The 18,098-nt window shown below is 70.8% G+C and carries 14 protein-coding genes; 6 read left to right on the forward strand and 8 right to left on the reverse strand.

The genetic code is table 11. From position 1 onward, the window contains the following. Positions 1 to 28: 28 nt before the first annotated feature. Positions 29 to 1,504 (reverse strand): acyl-CoA synthetase, encoded by a 1,476-nt coding sequence (locus tag G3I71_RS26765; RefSeq protein WP_164318242.1) that lies wholly within the window; start codon positions 1,502 to 1,504, stop codon positions 29 to 31. A 326-nt stretch (positions 1,505 to 1,830) separates the two neighbouring features. Here G3I71_RS26765 and G3I71_RS26770 point away from each other — a divergent pair, with 326 nt between their 5' ends. Continuing rightward, the gene (locus G3I71_RS26770) at positions 1,831 to 2,706 is read left to right on the forward strand and encodes a hypothetical protein (RefSeq protein ID WP_164318107.1); all 876 of its coding nucleotides are present in this window, start codon (positions 1,831 to 1,833) and stop codon (positions 2,704 to 2,706) included. 31 nt (positions 2,707 to 2,737) lie between these two features. Here the strand turns inward: G3I71_RS26770 and G3I71_RS26775 are convergent, their stop codons facing one another. Further along, positions 2,738 to 3,328 carry a hypothetical protein gene (locus tag G3I71_RS26775; protein ID WP_164318109.1) on the reverse strand — a complete coding sequence of 197 codons (591 nt, stop codon included), beginning with the start codon at positions 3,326 to 3,328 and terminating at the stop codon, positions 2,738 to 2,740. A gap of 188 nt (positions 3,329 to 3,516) precedes the next feature. On the opposite strand from G3I71_RS26775, the gene G3I71_RS26780 reads away from it, so the two are divergent. Together G3I71_RS26780 and G3I71_RS26785 are read left to right on the forward strand one after the other, a co-directional pair. Then, complete coding sequence (locus tag G3I71_RS26780; RefSeq protein WP_164318111.1) at positions 3,517 to 4,290, forward strand: IclR family transcriptional regulator; 774 nt, start codon at positions 3,517 to 3,519, stop codon at positions 4,288 to 4,290. After that, positions 4,287 to 5,183 carry an SMP-30/gluconolactonase/LRE family protein gene (locus G3I71_RS26785; RefSeq protein WP_164318113.1) on the forward strand — a complete coding sequence of 299 codons (897 nt, stop codon included), beginning with the start codon at positions 4,287 to 4,289 and terminating at the stop codon, positions 5,181 to 5,183. Before G3I71_RS26780 ends, G3I71_RS26785 begins: the two co-directional genes overlap by 4 nt. Before the next feature lie 123 nt (positions 5,184 to 5,306). Here the strand turns inward: G3I71_RS26785 and G3I71_RS26790 are convergent, their stop codons facing one another. From G3I71_RS26790 to G3I71_RS26805, 4 genes are read right to left on the reverse strand one after another with little or no spacing between them, the layout of a single operon-like run. Continuing rightward, entirely contained in the window at positions 5,307 to 6,704 is a 1,398-nt protein-coding gene (locus tag G3I71_RS26790; RefSeq protein WP_164318115.1) for an NAD(P)/FAD-dependent oxidoreductase, read from the reverse strand. Continuing rightward, positions 6,697 to 7,947, reverse strand: a complete 1,251-nt coding sequence (locus tag G3I71_RS26795) for an MAB_1171c family putative transporter (RefSeq protein WP_164318117.1) — start codon at positions 7,945 to 7,947, stop codon at positions 6,697 to 6,699. Before G3I71_RS26795 ends, G3I71_RS26790 begins: the two co-directional genes overlap by 8 nt. Beyond that, a complete protein-coding gene (locus tag G3I71_RS26800) occupies positions 7,944 to 8,561 on the reverse strand; it encodes a toxin-antitoxin system, toxin component family protein (RefSeq protein ID WP_239149369.1) in 618 nt (205 codons plus the stop codon). The genes G3I71_RS26795 and G3I71_RS26800 overlap by 4 nt, the downstream gene beginning before the upstream one ends. Then, the gene (locus G3I71_RS26805) at positions 8,558 to 9,160 is read right to left on the reverse strand and encodes a transcriptional regulator (protein WP_164318119.1); all 603 of its coding nucleotides are present in this window, start codon (positions 9,158 to 9,160) and stop codon (positions 8,558 to 8,560) included. Before G3I71_RS26805 ends, G3I71_RS26800 begins: the two co-directional genes overlap by 4 nt. A gap of 220 nt (positions 9,161 to 9,380) precedes the next feature. Between G3I71_RS26805 and G3I71_RS26810 the strand changes: the two genes are divergently transcribed. Beyond that, positions 9,381 to 10,895 (forward strand): alpha-N-arabinofuranosidase, encoded by a 1,515-nt coding sequence (locus tag G3I71_RS26810; protein ID WP_164318121.1) that lies wholly within the window; start codon positions 9,381 to 9,383, stop codon positions 10,893 to 10,895. Positions 10,896 to 10,909: 14 nt separating this feature from the next. Here G3I71_RS26810 and G3I71_RS26815 read toward each other — a convergent pair whose 3' ends face one another. Then, positions 10,910 to 13,906: a beta-galactosidase gene (locus G3I71_RS26815; protein WP_164318123.1), complete on the reverse strand. Its 2,997-nt coding sequence runs from the start codon at positions 13,904 to 13,906 to the stop codon at positions 10,910 to 10,912. A 94-nt stretch (positions 13,907 to 14,000) separates the two neighbouring features. Between G3I71_RS26815 and G3I71_RS26820 the strand changes: the two genes are divergently transcribed. After that, a complete protein-coding gene (locus G3I71_RS26820) occupies positions 14,001 to 14,459 on the forward strand; it encodes an Rrf2 family transcriptional regulator (RefSeq protein WP_164318125.1) in 459 nt (152 codons plus the stop codon). 230 nt (positions 14,460 to 14,689) lie between these two features. Further along, positions 14,690 to 16,801 (forward strand): N-acetylmuramoyl-L-alanine amidase, encoded by a 2,112-nt coding sequence (locus tag G3I71_RS26825; RefSeq protein WP_343243088.1) that lies wholly within the window; start codon positions 14,690 to 14,692, stop codon positions 16,799 to 16,801. Between the two features lie 98 nt (positions 16,802 to 16,899). Here G3I71_RS26825 and G3I71_RS26830 read toward each other — a convergent pair whose 3' ends face one another. Then, positions 16,900 to 17,775: an intradiol ring-cleavage dioxygenase gene (locus G3I71_RS26830; protein ID WP_164318127.1), complete on the reverse strand. Its 876-nt coding sequence runs from the start codon at positions 17,773 to 17,775 to the stop codon at positions 16,900 to 16,902. Positions 17,776 to 18,098 lie beyond the last annotated feature (323 nt).

The following is an 18,098-nucleotide window of genomic DNA, read 5'->3' on the forward strand; positions in this document are numbered from 1 at the left end:
TGGATCGGCTTCTCGGTCGGTCACCGGATCAGTCACTGGGCAGCGCCCGCTTCATGATCTTCCCCATGTCGTTGCGCGGGAGTGCGTCCAGGTAGCGCACAACCCGGGGGCGCTTGTGCGGGGCGAGGCGACCGGCGACATGGTTCGCCAACTCGTCGGCGTCCGGCGGGGACTGGGCATCTGCGGGGACGATCCAGGCGACGACCCGCTCGCCGAGGTCGGCGTCGGGCTCCCCGGTCACGGCCGCCTCGCGCACGCCCGCGTGTTCCAGCAAGGCGTTCTCGATCTCACCCGCGCCGATCTTGTAACCGCCGCTCTTGATCAGGTCGGTGGCCTTGCGGCCGACGATGCGGACATAGCCGTCGGGATCGCGCACCGCCATGTCACCGGTGCGGAACCAGCCGTCGGCGGTGAAGGCGGCGGCGGTGGCGTCGGGCCGGTTGAGGTACTCCGTGAACAGGTTCGGCCCGCGCACCTGGATCTCGCCCACGGTTTCGCCGTCGTACGCCGTGATGGGCGCCCCGTCCTCCTCGACGAGCCGCAGCTCGACGCCCGGAAGCGGTACGCCGACCGTGCCCGCGCGAGGCTCGCCGTCCGCGCGAACACTGGTATTCATCAGTGTTTCGGTCATGCCGTAGCGCTCCACGATCCGTCGGCCGGTCGCGGCCGTGATCCGCTCGTGGTCGTGCACTGGCAGCGCGGCGGAGCCGGAGACGAGCAGACGGGCCCGGCCGAGGGCCTCGGCGAGTTCCGGGTCGCCGGGGAGCGCTTCCGCGATCCGGTGGTACATCGTCGGCACGCCGAACAGCATCGTCGCCCCGTCGTTCAGCTCGCGGGTCACGCCCTGCGTCCCGAACCGTCCGAGGTGCCTTACCGAGCCGCCGAGCCGCAGCGGGCCGAGGATGCCGATGATCAGACCGTGCACGTGAAAGAGCGGAAGCCCGTGCACGAGCACGTCCTCGGAGGTCCACTGCCAGGCGTCGGCGAGCGCGTCCAGGGTGGCGGCGACGGCCCGGCGTGGGATGACGGCCCCCTTCGGCGGGCCGGTGGTGCCCGAGGTGTAGACGATCAGGGCGGGCGTTTCGGGGGCCGGTTCGTACGTTGTCCTGGGGGCCCCGGCGGACGTACGCGCATCGACGTTGACGTCCACGTCGACATCGGTGCGCTCCAACGAGCCGAACGCCGAGGGGAGTTGGTCGCCGGGGGCGGTGAGTACGAGCGCGGGTGAGCTGTCCTTCAGGATGTGCCCCAACTCGCTCTCGCCCGACTTCGGGTTGAGCGGCACCGCCGGGACCCCGGCCAGCAGCGCGGCCACGACACCGACAGCCGTCTCCAGCGTCGGTGTCGCCCAGACGGCGACCGGGCCGCCCGCGCCGGAGATCCGGTGGGCAAGGGCTCCGGCCGAGGCGGCGAGCTCGGCGTACGTCAGCGAGCGATCGCCGAAGCGCAGGGCGGGCCGCTCGTCCGGGGTGTCTGTCGAGGTGCCGGTCGGGTCGTCGGTCAGCCCTGGGAAGAGAGAGGACACGCGTCGTACTCCTTAACTTGTCACGTCGTCGTACACGCGCGTTGGCGCGTTGGTACCGGCGGTCACGACTCCTCCGTACACCATCGGCTGCCGGAAGAAACGTTCACGGTCGACCATCGTCACCACGGGCACCGAGCAGTTGGGTTTCCCGCCGGGTTCCTCGTTCCGCCACCGATGCTGCGGCTTGCCCGAAGGTGAAGGTCAAGAGCTTGTTAACCTTCACCCGGTGTCACCATCAGTGGTGAACCAGCAGTACACGCCTTACAGCCTGTCTGCCGCCCGCACGCCTCGCCGAGGGAGTCCCCGTGGTCCGCATCGCGATCGTCACCTACGACCCCCGGCCGGATACCAGCAAGGACCGCGATTTCCCGCTCCTGGTAAGGGAGTTGGTGGCAGCCGGGGCCGACGCGACCGCCGTCCACTGGGACGACCCCGACGTCGACTGGGCCTCCTTCGATCTCACCGTGGTCCGGTCCCCCTGGGACTACACCTGGCGCGCGGAGGAGTTCGCGGGCTGGCTGGAGCGGTGCGGGAAGGTCACGCGGGTCGCGAATCCGGTCGGCGTCCTGCGCTGGAACATGGACAAGCGGTACCTCGGTGAGCTGGCCGCGGCCGGTGTCCCCACGGTCCCCACCTGCTATCTGGCCCCCGGCGACGCCCCCGACCTCCCCGACGACCGCGAGTACGTCGTCAAGCCCACCTCCGGCGCCGGTGCCCGTTACGCCGCCCGCTACGTGCCCGAGGACCGGGAGACGGCCGTACGGCATCTCGCGCGGATGCACGCCGAGGGGTTCACCGCGATGGTGCAGCCGTACGTCGGGAGCATCGACGTCACCGGGGAACGTGCCCTGCAGTTCTTCGGCGGGAGTCTTCTGCACGCCAGCCGCAAGGGGGCCGTGCTGGCTCCTGGCACGGCGTACGACGACGACAAGGTCGCCCATCCCGACCTTGAGGTCTGGTCCCCGACCCCGGCCGAACTCGCCCTTGCCGAAAGGGCGTTGGCCGCTGTGCCGGACAACTCCGGACTCCTGTACGCCCGTGTGGACCTCGTCATCGGTGACGACGGTGAACCCCTGGTCATGGAACTGGAGTTGATCGAGCCGAACCTGTTCCTCGATCTGCATCCGGACTCGGTGCCGGTGGTCGTGCAGGCCATCCTGCGGGCCGCCGTCGGCCGATAGCGACTGTCCTTTGTCCTTGCCGTCGGGCCCGTCAGCCCCTGACCGCCACCCGCTGCAGCAGTCCCCACGTGAACTCCGCCACGCACTCCCGCCGTACTCCCGTTCCCGTTCCCGTCCCCGTCCCGTCCGGTGCCGTGAACGCCAGGCCCCAGCGGGTCGGGGCCGTGCCCTCCAGGGGGCGTGCGGGGGCGAAGGCGTGGGCGACCTCGTCGACCGTGCAGGACCAGGGGCGCAGGTCGTCCGGCGTGCGGAGTTCGGGCGCGGGGGAGCCCGGGGCACGGACCAGCCACTCGTTCCAGACCACGTGGTCCGGGGCCACGAGCACCTCGAAGCGCAGGTCGGGCCAGAGGGGGATCGGCCACAGCCAGGCCTCGCACTCCAGGTCGCCGATCCTGCGGGGCGTCACCGACTCCGGGGCGCCGAGGACCGAGCGGTATCGGGAGGCGGCGGCGCGGGCGCGTGGGGAGCGGAGCATCGCCTGCCAGCGTTTGTTGGCCTCGCGCATGTCCGCGATCGACACGCCCAGCTCGTGCCGGGCGTTCTCCACCAGGTCCGGGTTGTGGTCGGCCATGCGGCGCAGCAGCACCAGCTGGAAGTCGCTCACCGTGAACATGCGAACCATCGTCTCGTACCTGCCGGGAAGCGCGGGCAGTCACGGACGGCAACGAAGCCATCGCACGCCCATTGCCCGCCCGAGTCCTTGTGGCTAGCCTGTCCTCTGTTCGTCATGCCGATCGTCTGTTGAAATCTCGAACGTCGTCGAAAGGCGTCGAGACCACCGACACCTTGAACACAAGAGAGGGGGCCGTCATGGGACGCCTCGTACCTGCCGTGACCCGGGCTCTCGACATTCTTGAGCTCTTCCTGGACGGAGACGGCACACTCTCCGCCCCGGACATAGTGCGCCGACTCCAGTTGCCGCGCACCACCGTGCACGAACTGGTGACGACTCTCGCCGCCCGTTCGTACATCGTGCAGGTCCCCGGCCAGCCGGGACGCTACCGCCTGGGCGTGCGCCCGTACCAGCTCGGCAGCCGTTACGCCGAGCAGCTCGACCTGGCCGCGGAGGGCCTCCAGGTGGCCCGTTCCGTCGCCGAGACGTGCGACGAGACGGTGCATGTCGCGATCCTCGAGGGCACGGACGTCATCTACATCGCGAAGATGGACTCCACCCACGCGGTACGGATGGTGTCGGCGGCCGGCCGCCGCCTGCCCGCCCACTGCACGTCCGTGGGCAAGATGCTGCTGGCCTCGTTGCCCGACCACGAGCTCTCCGCACGGGTCCCCGACAACGTCCCGCTGCCCGCGATGACGCCGAACAGCATCACCGACCCGGCTGCCCTGCGCGAGGCCCTCGCGGAGATCCGCCGCCGGGGCGTCGCCGTGGAGAACCGCGAGTCGAACCCGGACGTCAGCTGTGTTGCGGCACCGGTGTACGACCGCACGGGCCGGGTGGTCGCCGCGCTGTCGATCTCCGTCCCGATGATCCGCTGGAGCGAGGACCATCGTTCGGAGCTGGAGCAGCTCGCCGTCAAGGGCGCCGCCGAACTCTCCGAGCGTCTCGGTCACCGGAGCGTGGCATGACGACGTACGAGCCCAACCTCGAAGTGGCGGTCCAGGCGCAGGCGACCCTCGGTGAGGGCCCGACCTGGGACGCGGCGAGGTCCCGGCTGATCTGGATCGACATCCTCGGCTCCCGGGTCAACACCTACGACCCGTCGACCGGCCGCCGCACGGTCATGGCGACCGAACAGCACGTGGGCGCCGCCAAGCCGCGCGCGGGCGGCGGCCTGGTCCTGAACCTGCGCGACGGAGTCGCCCTCTACGACGGTGACGGCGATGGTGGCGGCGAGGGCGCCGCCCCCGCCACCGGCTTCCGCTGGCTGCACCACGACCCGACGCCCGGGCGTCGGGCGAACGACGCGGCGGTGGCCCCCGACGGCTCCCTGTGGGCCGGCACGATGCGCTACGACGAGGCGCCGGGCGGCGGCAGCCTGTCCCGGCTCACGGGCGACGGCGCGGTCACGACCGTCCTCGACGACGTGGCGGTGAGCAACGGCACGGGCTGGAGCCCGGACGGTCGCCTGATGTACTACATCGACTCCCCGACCCGCCGTGTCGACGTCTTCGACGTGTCGGCCGACGGGCGGAGCGTCACCAACCGCCGCCCACTGGCGCTGATCGAGGAGGGCGCGGGCTTCCCCGACGGCCTGACGGTCGACGCGGACGGCTGCGTCTGGGTCGCCCTGTGGGAAGGCGGAGCGGTCCGCCGCTACACACCCTCCGGCGCCCTGGACCGCACGATCACCCTCCCCACGGTCCGCCCCACGGCCTGCGCCTTCGGCGGCCCGGACCTCACGGACCTGTACATCACCACGGCCCGCGTCGGTCTGTCCTCCCCCCACCCGATGTCGGGCTCGCTCCTGGTAGTACCGGGAGCGGGCAAGGGAGTCGCGCAGCCGGCGTTCGCGGGCTGACGGGACGACGGCACGACGGGGCGACTGGACGACGACCGTCAGACGGGTTGCGTCAACGGCCGGGCAGGCAACGGGAATTCCGTCGCCCGCCCGGCCGTCGTCACCTCATGGCCCTCGCCACTGTCACTCGGCCGCCTTCCACTCCTCCGGCCGCAGCGGCGGCCCGCTCAGCGGTGGCTTCAGCGGGCCGATCGCCGCCGCCAGCAGGACACTTGGCGCCAGCAGTACCTCGGCGCCGCGTTCCAGCGACGTCACGTCCGTCACCCGGCGCGCGATACGGCCGTTGCCCGCCGCCGTGCACATGAGGCGGCCCACGTAGGCCGCCAGCAGACGGTCCCGCAGGGTGGGGCCGTGCTCCGTGGCGCCGGGGTAGAAGACGTCCTGGCTCGTCGCCAGGTCCCAGGCAGCCGCGACCGGGCGGGCCACCGCCTTCTGGATACGGCGTGACAGACCGGGCGTGCCCCAGCCATGACGGCGGATCACATCCCGCAGGACCACGGCACTCTGGGCCGCCACCGACATTCCGTGGCCGTAGACCGGGTTGTACGCGGCCAGCGCGTCGCCGATCACCGTGAAGTTCTCCGGCCAGTCACGCATCCGCTCGTAGTAGTGACGGCGGTTCGGCGTCGTACGGGTGACGGAGACGTCCGTCAGCGCCTCCGCTCCCGCGAGCAGGTCGGCGATCACCGGGTGGCGCAGCTCCTCGCGGGCGAAACGCGTGAACTCCGCTCCGTCCGTGGGGGGTTCGCTGCCCCGGGTGCCGGACAGGGAGACCAGCCAGCAGCCGTCCTCGACGGGCATGAGAACGCCTGCCCGGCCCGGACCGCCCGCCCTCGGGTCCGCCTGCACGTTGACCACCGGGTAGCCCTGCCGGGCCGGTTCGGGCGCCCGGTACAGCCGACTGGCGTACGCGAGCCCGGAGTCGACGACGCGGCGGGGCGGCTCGGGCAGCCCCAACTCGCGCAGCCAGTGAGGGGTGCGCGAGGCGCGGCCGGTGGCGTCCACGACCAGGTCGGCGTGGAGTGTGCGCCGGCTGCCGTCGGCGCCGCGCAACCGCACGCCGGTGACGGCCTCGTCCGTGCCCTCAAGACCCAACACCTCGGCGTGCTCGACCAGTTTGATCCGGTCGTCGTCCAGGATCTGGGCCCGGACCGTCGCGTCCAGCAGGTCCCTGCCGCACAGGAAGACGTGGTGCGACTCGTCCCACCGCCGGAACCAGCCCTGCGGCGCCAGCGCGACCATGTCCGTCGTGACCGCCAGCCGGTGCGCACCGGCGTCGAGCAGCAACTCGCCCACGCCCGGCACCAGTTCCTCGACCGCCCGGGCACCGCCGGACCACAGCAGGTGCGCGTGCCGGGCCTGCGGCAGGTTCCTGCGCGGCTCGGGGCCGTCCGGCAGGACGTCACGCTCCACGACGGTCACGCGCTGGGCGAACCCGACCAGGGCGCGGGCCGCGAGCAGCCCGGCGAGCGACCCGCCGAGGACCACGGCGGATCTGACGGGAGACGACTGATCACTCATATACGTGCAGGCTCTCTACTGTGGCGGTCGCAAGGGCGCGCACCGCCTCGATCTCATCGGGGTGACTCAGGACCTGGGACACCGCTTCGATGTCCCGGAGCAGGTCCGTAAGTAAATCGGCGTCGTGACCGGTGACTTGGGGAGAAGGGGTACGGGAAGGGGTACGGGACAGGGCGCGCGCCTCGATCGCGTCCCGGATCGTCACCGCCGCCGCCAGCGCCCCCGCCCGCCCCGGGCCGCGTCCCAGGTCCACGGCGGCCTCGTACGCCCGTCGCCGCAGCTCCTCGTCGAAGTGGCGGGCGAGTTGCAGCAGGGCGTCGCGGATGAACGTCTCGCGGCGGGTCAGCCGCAGCTCCGGGGTGGCCCGCAGCGAGAAGGGGACGCCCCGGCCGGTGGCGGTGCGCAGCAGGTCGTACAGCGGGCCGAGCCGGAGGAGGACGCGGCGGATCCGCCAGCGGTCGCGCAGATACTGGCCGGCGTGCGGCAGCACGAACCCCGTCGCGATCAGGACGGCGCCGACGCACGCGGCGAGGGGGGCGAGTTCCGTGGAGAGCGGGTCCAGGTCGCCGCCCGCCCAACGGGCGACGACGGCCGTGCCCTTCGCCGCGTCGAACACCAGGTTGGCGGCGTAGCCGACGGCCAGCGCCCGCAGGCCCCGGCGCAGCCACACGTCGAGTGTGACGGTGTGGATCCAGTCCCGGATCAGCCGGTACGTCAGGACACAGGACGTGGTGTGCGCGACCAGGTAGAGCACGATCAGCTCGCGCATGAAGGGCGTACCGGCGTAGTACGTGTCCAGGTCCCGCAGGCGCTCCACGGGTACGTCCGCGAGCGCGAACAGCACCCACAGCGCGACGATCACCCCCATGTGCCCGACGGCGGCCCACCGCATCGCGCGCCGCGCCCTGGCCGATCCCGGCGAGCGGCCGGTGAGGCCGCCGCGCCACGCGATCATCAGCAGGAGACTCGCCCCGCAGAACGCGACGAGGAAGCTGTACACCAGGGGCGCCGCGATGTTGGGCACACCGGTGACCCGGTTGGTCCAGGAGACGGCCGGCGGCGCCGCGAGGACGAAGATGCCGCAGGCGAGCAGCAGCAGCCCGCCGACCGCGCGCCGCAGCGGGTCCCGCCACAGCCTGACGATGCTGGGCAGCTTGAACACCAGAGCGGCGGCCAGGAACGCGACCGGTGTCCCGAACACGAGGACGGAGTACGGCTGACCGGGGAGGCCGGAGGGGTTCATCGCCGCGCGTTTCCGCTTCCCCGGCCGCGATACCCCAGGGAGTCCTGCACACCGCTGCTGCCCGTGCTCGCCGTATGGCCCTCCAGCCAGGGCCGGAAGACGGTGGCGAGCCGGTGGCCGAACTCCTCGGCGTCGGCCTCGTCGGCCGCACGGGAGCCGTTGCGGGCGGCGACGGCCAGCGCGTCGCCCTGCCAGGACTGCTCGTCGGCCAGTACGCGGGCGGCGGTCGCGCCGGCGGTGTGGTGGTGACAGTGACCGGCGTGCAGATGCCACAACTCATGTCCCAGGATCACGAGTTGCTGGACCGCCTCGGCCCGCTCCTCGACGATGACGAGGTCGAAGTCGTGGAACTCCACCCACAGACCGGTGACTTCGATCTCGTCGGGGAAGCGCTCGAAGCGCAGCTCGACGCGCCGCCCGCGCCGCCCGCTCATCTCCTCGCACAGCGCCCGGCACAACTCCCGGCCGCCTGAGGGGCTGTCGGCGTGCTCCCGCAGTGCCGCGTCGAGCGCGCCGGTCAGCTCGCGCATCGCGGCCCGGGTCCGGAAGCGGCGCGCGGCGGGGGCGGGCAGCAGCGCCGCCAGGACACCCCTCGTCACCTCTCTCGGCGTCATCGCTCCGCCTCCTCGACGCTGCTCAGCAGCCCTTCGAGCATCACCGCGAGAGCCTCCTGCTTGCGCGGGGTCAGCTGCCGGCCGCGCAGGGCCAGCGTGACGACCCCGTGCCGGGTCGCGAACCGGACCAGCGGGCCCTCCTCGGCGCCACCGAGGTCCTCCAGCAGCCGGCGGAGTTCACGGTTCAGGGCGATGGGCGCGGGGTCGGTGAAGAAGCCGGTGCCCTGCTCGATCCCGAAGAACGCGGCGAGCGCGGTGAGGTCGGGAACGTTCGGCATCTTCTTGCCGAGGAGCAGCTGACGGGCCCACTCGGGACTGATCGACAGGGCGTCCGCGATCTCCTTGCAGACCTCGCCGCGCTTCCTGCCGCTCGCCGCGAGCCGCGTCTCGTGGAGCGTGCGCACCCGCCGCCGTATACGCCCCTCGATGTCGTCGGCCGAGGGTCGCGCCTCCTCGGTCAGAAGTGCCCGGATCTCGCTCTCCGTGAGAGCGGTTCTGGCCGACAGGCCTCGTACGTCGAGGACTTCGGCGCGATCGAGACGGGCCTCGGCGATGCGTTCTTCGAGGCGGGCGAGGGTCTTCGAGAGGGGGTCACTCACGGGCCGACCCTACGCGTCCGGACCTCCGCGCACCAGGAGAATCCAACGATCGTTGGAGGTCGCGGAACGATCGTTGGACACGCGCGCCATTGACGTGCGGACACTCCAAAATTACGGTTTTGTTCGAAGTTGCGAGCGGGCGCCGATATATCGAACGCCGACGAACGCCGGTGACCGCCGATGAACAGAACACCGCACGCCGAATGTCGGAGAGGAACCCATGTCCCGCACCGCCCGCTTCACCCTCGACCCCGCTTTCAAGGTCGGCGAGGTCAACCCCCGACTCTTCGGCTCCTTCGTCGAACACCTCGGCCGCTGCGTCTACACCGGCATCCACGAACCGGACCACCCCGCCGCCGACGAGGCGGGCCTGCGCACCGACGTCCTGGACCTGGTCCGGGAGCTGGGCGTCACCACGATCCGCTACCCCGGCGGCAACTTCGTCTCCGGCTACAAGTGGGAGGACTCGGTCGGCCCGGTCGACGAACGCCCCCGCCGGCTCGACCTCGCCTGGCGCTCGACGGAGTCCAACCGCTTCGGGCTCTCCGAGTACATCGACTTCCTCCGGAAGATCGGTCCGCAGGCCGAGCCGGTGCTGGCCGTCAACCTCGGCACGCGCGGGGTCGCCGAGGCCCTCGAACTCCAGGAGTACGCCAACCACCCCTCCGGCACCGCCCGTTCGGACCTGCGTGTCACGCACGGCGACAAGGACCCGTTCGGCATCAAGATGTGGTGCCTCGGCAACGAGATGGACGGCCCCTGGCAGACCGGCCACAAGACCGCCGAGGAGTACGGCCGCCTCGCCGCCGAGACCGCCCGCGCGATGCGCCAGCTCGAACCGGACCTCGAACTCGTCGCCTGCGGCTCCTCCAGCCAGAGCATGGACACGTTCGCCGAGTGGGAGTCGACGGTCCTCCAGGAGACGTACGACCTGGTCGACTACATCTCCCTGCACGCCTACTACGAGCCCCACGACGGTGACATCGACTCCTTTCTGGCCTCCGCCGTGGACATGGAGTCGTTCATTGACAACGTGGTCGCGACCTGTGACCACGTCGGCGCCCGCCTCAAGTCGAAGAAGAAGATCAACCTCTCCTTCGACGAGTGGAACGTCTGGTACATGTCGGGGTGGCACGCGATCGAGAACTCCGGCGCGCGGGACTGGGCGGAGGCCCCGCGCCTCCTGGAGGACGTCTACTCCGTCACCGACGCCGTCGTCTTCGGCTCGCTCCTCATCGCCCTGCTGCGGCACGCGGACCGCGTCACCGTCGCCTGCCTCGCCCAGCTCGTCAACGTCATCGCGCCGATCATGACCGAGCCGGGCGGCCCGGCCTGGCGCCAGACGACGTTCTTCCCGTTCGCGCAGGCCAGCAGGTACGGGCGCGGCGAGGTCCTCGACGTACGCGTCGACTCGCCGACGTACGAGACGAAGAAGTACGGCGAGACGGACCTCCTGCACGCCACCGCCGTACGCGCCGACGACGGCACGGTCACCGTCTTCGCCGTGAACCGCGACCGCACCCAGCCGCTGCCTCTCGAAGTCGTCCTGAACGGCCTGGAGTTGACGTCGGTCGTCGAGCACAGCGTGATCGCCGACGCCGATCCGGACGCCCGCAACACCCTGGACGACCCGGAGCGCGTCACCCCGCACCAGGCCACCGGCACCACCCTCCAGGACGGCAGGTTGACCGCCGTACTGGAGCCCCTGTCGTGGAACGTGATCCGACTGGCCTGAGCCCTACCGGCAGTTCACGGGCCGGGGGAGGGAACGACCGTCACCGGAACTCCCCCGGCCGAACTGCCCGTCAACGTCAGCCGTACGTCCCCCGGCCCCGACTCCGTCGTACCGTCCGAAAGCACCGCCAGAGCAAGGGTGTTGGCGCCCCGGGTGCGCAGGACGCCGTTGGGGAGGGCGAAGGTGTGCTGGGGGCCGACGTCGTTGACGTACTGGCCCATGTTCCAGCCGTTCAGGAAGATCTGGACGCGGTACGCACGCGCCGGATCGTCCTCCAGTACCAGCCCGATCGACGCGTCGACGCCCGGATCGACGGCGAGCCGGAACCCGGTCCGGTACCAGGTCACCCCCTGCCGCCGCCGCTCGGCACGCGGAAGGCCGACCGCGGGCCAGTCGTCGTCCCCGAACCCCGGCAGATGCCAGCCCGACCGTTCCCCGTACAGACCGCCGGTGTTGAGCGGCCCACGCACCGGATCGGCCGCCGCCGCACCCTGCAACCGCCAGCCCACCGAAGGAGAGGCACCCGCGAAGGTCACCGCCGTCAGACCGCGCGCGACCTTGTGCGTGTCCAGGGCCTTCCCGTCCATGTCGTGCTGCATCCGCCGCACCAGCACGGACAGTACGTGTGTGCCAGGCGTCCGCACCTTCTCCGGCACGTCGAAGGCCGCCGTGGCTGCCCAACTCCCATTCCTTACCGTCTTCTTGTCCGGCACCGGCATCCGGTGCGTGCCCAGCGGCTCACCGTCCAGCCAGGCCATCAGCAGCCCCTGCGTCCCGGTGCTGTAGGCGAGGGACACGGATTCCGTCCCCGTGGCGTCGGTGAAGGAGCCCCGGTACCAGACGTCCCCGTAGTGGAAGCCGTAGTCGTCGGCGAACAGCACGGGCTGCCCGTCGGGCACGGCGGTCGTACTGAACGTCGAAGTCCGGTCGGCGACCGTCCAGTTGGCGTCGTCGAACCCGGGCTCGGACTCGGGGTTCTCCGCCTGCCGCCGCCAGCCGTCCAGCGTGGGAAGCGTGACCGCCGGGACCCCCGCCAACGGCTCTTCGGCCCGCAGACTCCCGGAGCCGGTGGACCGCACCCTCAACGTCCTCTGATTCCAGACCACTTCACGAACACCGTCCGGCCCCCACACCTCAAGTTCGGTGGCCTCAACGGTGTCCCCGGTCAACCGCACTGCGCTGTCCCGTAGTTCGGCGGTCCGCAGCAGGGGCGGCCCGTAGACCAGCACCGACCCCGACGGGGTCTCGCGCGGCCACAGCCGTACCGAGGTCTCGTCGTCGGCGAGGAGGAGAAGGAGGGGGGCCTGGACGCCACCGCCTTCCACCAGCACCCGGGTGAGCCCGTCGAGCCGGGCGGTCACGCGCACTCGCCCGTTCGCGTACGAGGACTCCGCGTCCCCCGAGAGCACGGTCACCGTCGGCTCGCTCGCGCACTCCACCGCGGTCACCGTCGACTCACCCGCCCGGCCCGTCAACACGGCGATGTCCTGGCGCCCCGCCGCCAGCCACAGCATCGGCTGGGCGTTGGAGTACGCCAACTTCCGCCGCCCCAGGGCGATTCCGGCGGCGAGGAGACGGGCGTCCGAGGCGGGGACGGTGACCGGCAGAGAGGTCCCGGCGACCGGGAGCGTCGAGGTGGCCGACTCCGGGGAGTCGTTGCGCAGGACGTACACGTGGGCTCGGGTGTCCGGGTTGGTGAGGTGGTAGACCTTGATCCGCCCGTCACCCGCCGAGCTGCTCCCTGCCGCGACGCCCTCGGCCCGGTCCAGTTTGGCCAACTCCGGTACGGACCGCACCAGATGGCCGAACTGGTGCATGGGGACGACCTTCGGGGTCGCCCGGCGCCCCTCGTCGAAGGCGGCGCCGTAGTCGTACGAGGTGTACACCTGCGGGGCTGGCAGCCAGCCCCAACTGGTGCCGCCGAAGGTCATGTAGACGTTGTGGACGGTGATGCCGTTGGCGAGGTTGGTGAGGTAGAAGCGCCGCTCGTAGGCCGCGTCCCGGGTCCGTGCCGACCCTGCGTATCCCGCCCCGTCGAACTCGGCCCCGCCCCACGGATCGAACCAGCCGCCCCCGAACTCGGGGATGAATCCGGGGGTATCCGGACTCGCCGTGGCCCCGCCCTTCTCACCGCCGATGCCGAAGTGCCCCCAGTCCGGCGGGATCTGGTCAGGGTCCGGGTATCCGTCGAAGCCGTACAGCCAACGCCCGCGCTCGCCTCCGGTGTCGAAGGTGCCGGGGGCCCAGTAGCCGTTCCTGCCGAGGTCGTTGTGGAAGAGGGGGACGTCGATTCCGTCGGCGCGGACCTTGGCGTACAGGTGGGCCATGTAGTCGACGCCGGCGGGCTCGGTGACGTACGAGCCGTACTCGTTCTCGATCTGGTAGAGCAGGACCGTGCCGTCGCCCCGGGTGTGGAGATGGCGGGCCGCGATCCTGTTGACCGCCGTCAGCCACTCGTCGACGTACCCGAGATAGGTGGGGTCGGAGGTGCGGGCGCGGCCCTTCGTCGCGGTCAGCCAGCCGGGGAAGCCGCCGGCGTCGACCTCGGCGTTGATGTACGGGCCCGGACGCAGGATGACGTACAGGCCGGTCTCGGCGGCCTGGCGCAGGAACAGGTCCAGGTCGCGGACGCCCGTGAAGTCGTACCGGCCGGGAGCGGGGGAGTGGAAGTTCCAGGCCACGTAGATGCTGACGGCGTTGTAGCCGTGCGCGCGCATCTTCTGCAGGACGTCCCGCCACAGGGACGGGCTCGGCAGGCGGAAGGGGTGCATCTCGCCCGACCACAGGACGAGCCGTCGGCCGTCGACGTGGAGGGAGTAGCGGTCGAAGCCGACGGTGTGCGGGAGGCCGTCAGCCGAGGGCGGGTCGGGGGCCGGGCCGGTGGGCACGGTGTGGGCCGCGTACGCCGACCCGCCCGGGCCGTCGGAGCCCATGCCGGCGCTCGCGCTGAGGGAGAGGCCGAGGGCGGCGGTGCCGGCGAATGCGGTGAAGGTCCGTCTGCTCAACACCAACGTGGTCTCCTCGGCCGTACGGGGCCCGCGTGTGTGCGATCGCGGATGAGCGGGTGCGGTCATTGTCCACACCGTGACGACCGACAATGACCCCATGAGGATCTCGGCGCGGGCGGACTACGCGGTACGAGCGGTGCTGGAGCTCGCCGTACGGCAGGACGAGGGCGCCGTGAAGGCGGAGACCGTCGCCGCGGCCCAGGCCATTCCGCACAAGTTCCTGGAGGGCATCCTCGGCGACCTGCGGCGCGGCGGGATCGTCGACTCCCGGCGCGGCGGCAACGGCGGCTACCGGCTGGCGCGCCCCGCCGCCGGGATCACCGTCGCGGATGTCGTCCGGGCCGTCGACGGGCCCATCGTGTCGGTGCGCGGCGAACGGCCGACCGGCCTCGCCTACACCGGCCCAGCCGAACCGCTGCTGCCGCTGTGGGTCGCCCTGCGCGCCAACGTCCGCAAGGTGCTGGAGGGGGTGACCTTCGCCGATCTGGCGTCGGGGGAGCTGCCCGAGCCGGTGCGGGGGCTGGCCGAGGAACCGGCCGCCTGGGAAAACCCGTAGAGCCGGCAGAGTTCGCAGATCGCGCAGGTCGCGCGAATCTCGTAAATTTCTCAGTATTTCAGGGCCGGTGCACGGTGACTGATCTTGCTCCAACGGGGCGCTCATAAACCACTGGGATGGATGAATATCCCCGTTGGTGCGTTGACGTCCATCGCTCTCCCGACACCTATATCCCTGTGAATTCGCTGAGATCGCTGAGATCGAGTCGAGGGTGGGGCATCGGGGCCGTTGTGGCCGCCGGTGTGTCCGGGGTGCTGATCGTGCAGGGTGTGAGCGGCGGTGACGCGTACAGCGTGGCCGCCGACGGCAAGCCGGGCTCCGTGCCGCTCGCGAGCGAGGAGTACGCGGCGGCGCTGAAGATCGCCGCCGACGGTGACTCCGCGACGCTGGCCAAGCGGGACACCAAGCCGTTCAGCCTGCTCGGCGTCACCTGGTCCGATCCGTCGGCCGGCATGGCGGGCAAGGTCGAGGTCCGTACCCGCGCCGCCGGTACCGACACCTGGTCGTCCTGGCTGGAGCTGGGCACGGACAGCGGACCCGGCGAGGAGGGCGCGACCCGCGCCGGTACCGAGCCCGCGTGGGTCGGCGCGTCCGACGGCGTGGAGGTCCGGGTCGACGGCAAGGAGTCCGCCGAGCTGCCCGAGGGACTGCGCGTCGACATGATCGACCCGGGCACCGGTGCGGTCTCGGACCTGGAACCGGTGGGGTTCGCGGCAGATGGGGGCACCGAGTCGCCGGGCACCTCGCCCGTGCGGACTCCGACGGCGACGGCGACGGCGACTTCGGCTCAGGCCTTGCCGGCCGCCCCGCTGTCCACCGCTGCCAGGCCGCCGATCACCTCACGGGCGGGCTGGGGCGCGGACGAGTCGATCAGCCCCGAGGAGCCGAACTACCTGGCCAACGGGATCAAGGCGGTGGTGGTCCACCACACCGCCGGGACCAACGACTACACGTGCGACCAGTCCCCGGCCATGATCCGCGCCATCCACACCTACCACGTCAAATCGAACGGCTGGCGGGACATCGGCTACAACTTCCTGGTCGACAAGTGCGGCACGATCTTCGAGGGACGCAAGGGCGGGGTCGACAAGGCGGTCCTGGGCGCACACGCCTACGGCTTCAACACCCAGACCACCGGCATCTCGGTCCTCGGCAACTACAAACTGGTCGAACCGCCGACGGCCGTGCTGACCTCGGTCGCCCGGCTCGCCGCCTGGAAGCTCGGCCAGTACGGCGTCGACCCGGCCGGCACGACCACGCTCACCGCGGGTGCGTCCGGGACCAGCGAGTACAACACGAGGACGTGGAAGACGGGCGACCGGCTCTCCTTCCCGACCATCCACGGCCACGGCGACGGTTACGCCACCGAGTGCCCGGGCATCAAGCTCCACGCCCAACTGGCCGTCATCCGCGGCTATGCGGCCGGCCCGGTCACCGGTCTCTCCCTCAAGTCGGTCACGGGCGCGGGCACTTCGGGCACCCGCACATACACCAGGTCGGCCACGACGGTCAGTTGGTCGGCGACCACCCCGGCTGTCCTGATCACGAAGTACGAGGTACTGGTCGACGGCAGGGTCGCCGCCACCACCGACGGTACGGCTACGTCGGCGAAGGTGAACCTTGCGCTCGGCACGCACTCCGTGTCCGTGCGGGCCACCCACATCTCCGGGCGGGCGACGACCACCGCAGCCGCGACCGTCGTCGCCGAGACGAGCGCGCCGACCTTCACCACCGTCCCGAACCTCGCGCTGCGCGCCGGGACGGTGGAGACGGCGGCCGTCCCGGTCACCCTGAAATGGAAGGCGACGGACTCTGCCGCCCTGAAGGAGGTGCGCCTGACGGCCCCGGTCGCCAGGACGTACGGCCCGACGGTCACCGGCGCCGACGACCTGACCTCCAGATCCGGTGCGGCCACGACCTGGTCGATGACGGCGTACGACCAGGCGGGCAACACCAGGGCGGCCTCGGTCGCCGGTACGCCGGTGATCCTCCAGGAGACCTCGGCGATTCGCACGGGCACCTGGACGACGAAGTCGTCGGCCGGTTACCTGGGCGGCACGTCGTACTCCAGCTCCACCAGGAACGCCTCGCTGACCTGGACGTTCACCGGCCGCTCGGCCGCCCTCGCGGTGTCGCGGGGCTCGACGTCCGGCCAGGCCGACGTCTTCGTGGACGGGGTGAAGGCCGCCACGGTGGACCTGAGGTCGTCGACGACGAAGTACCGCGACGTGATCTGGACGAAGAGCTGGAGCGCGAGCGCCAGGCACACGGTCAGGATCGTGGTCGTCGGCACGACTGGCCGCCCGGCGGTCACGACGGACGGCCTGGTCTACCTGAAGTAGGGCGACCGGCCCGCCCCTGCCCGTGTGAACAACGCGCACAACTTGAACAACCTGAGTGCCGGCCTCGTACGGCGCTCAGGTTGTTCACGTTTCCGGGCTCAGCTGGAGGTGTCCACACCCACGGTGAGGGTGGCCTTGTAGCCGTCGGAGACGCTGGAGCCGAGTGCGGTGAGTGTCAGCAGACCGGAGGTGGCGCCGGCGTCGTCGTAGACGCTGTCGGCGGAGAGGAGGGTCTCCGAGGTGGTGTTCGCCGAGTAGGGGGAGGTGGCCTGGACCTTCGCGTTGATGGCCGCGTCGAAGAAGAGCTGACCCGTGTGGATGAGCTCGCCGCCGGTGTACGAGGTGTCGGTGAGCGTGACGTCCGTGTGCACCCGCATGTGGATGTGGACGGCGCGGGAGATGTAGTGGCCGGGCCAGATCGAGATGATGGTGGCCTGGCCGTTCGCGTCGGTCAGCTGCCCGCCGCGCAGGAAGGTGCCGTTGTCCTCCTCCTCGTGGCCGTTGCCGCCGACGAAGCCGGAGTACTCGCCGAGGTGGTCGCAGTGCCAGAGCTCGACGAGGGCGCCTTCGAGCGGCGCGCAGTCGTTGGCGAGGTCGACGACGGTGAAGGTGTGCTGGACCTCGATGCCTGCCTTGTCCTCACGGATGTCCTCACGGACGAGGGCGCCGTCGAGGGAGTAGGGGCCTTCGGTGACCTCGGCGGTGAGGACACAGACGCTGCTGGTGGTCGACGAGGAGCTGTCCTCGGAGGTGGTGGCCGCCTCGGACTCCGTGGCCGAGGTGGTGGGGCTTGCGGAAGCGAAGCCGGCGACCGCGAGTCCGCCGACCACCGCCGCGGTGCCACCGCCGATCAGGACGCGGCGCCGTTGGACGGTCTTGCTCAACCGGTGTTTGCCCGCAGCGGCGTTGGTGTCGGAGAGGCCCTCGGCGGGGGTCTGGGGGGCGCTGTTCCGGTGGTTCGTGTTCTCTGTCATGTCCCGGAAACTTAGGGGCCTATCTGAGGATTACCTTAAATCGCAGCTGTGAATGCCCTGGGGACCTACCGCCCAACTCCATTGCTTTGGGGCGGACTTGGGGCACACTCCGCGTGGCGTCACGATGGCTGCGCGTTACATCGACGGGCGAAACAGGCCGCGCGGTGGCGGGGATTGGCCGGGGATCGACGTGGCTGCGGTCTGCCGGGCCGCCTATGCTGCGACCGCTCGACCTTCACAGATCCTTCATGGCTCAATCACAGGTTGAGCGCAGCTGTGGGCGCCCGTTTGGCATGCCCATGACTGTTGTGTGCGTGATTCTC

Origin of the sequence: Streptomyces sp. SID12501, assembly GCF_010550245.1 — a bacterium.
Taxonomy (GTDB): Bacteria; Actinomycetota; Actinomycetes; order Streptomycetales; family Streptomycetaceae; genus Streptomyces.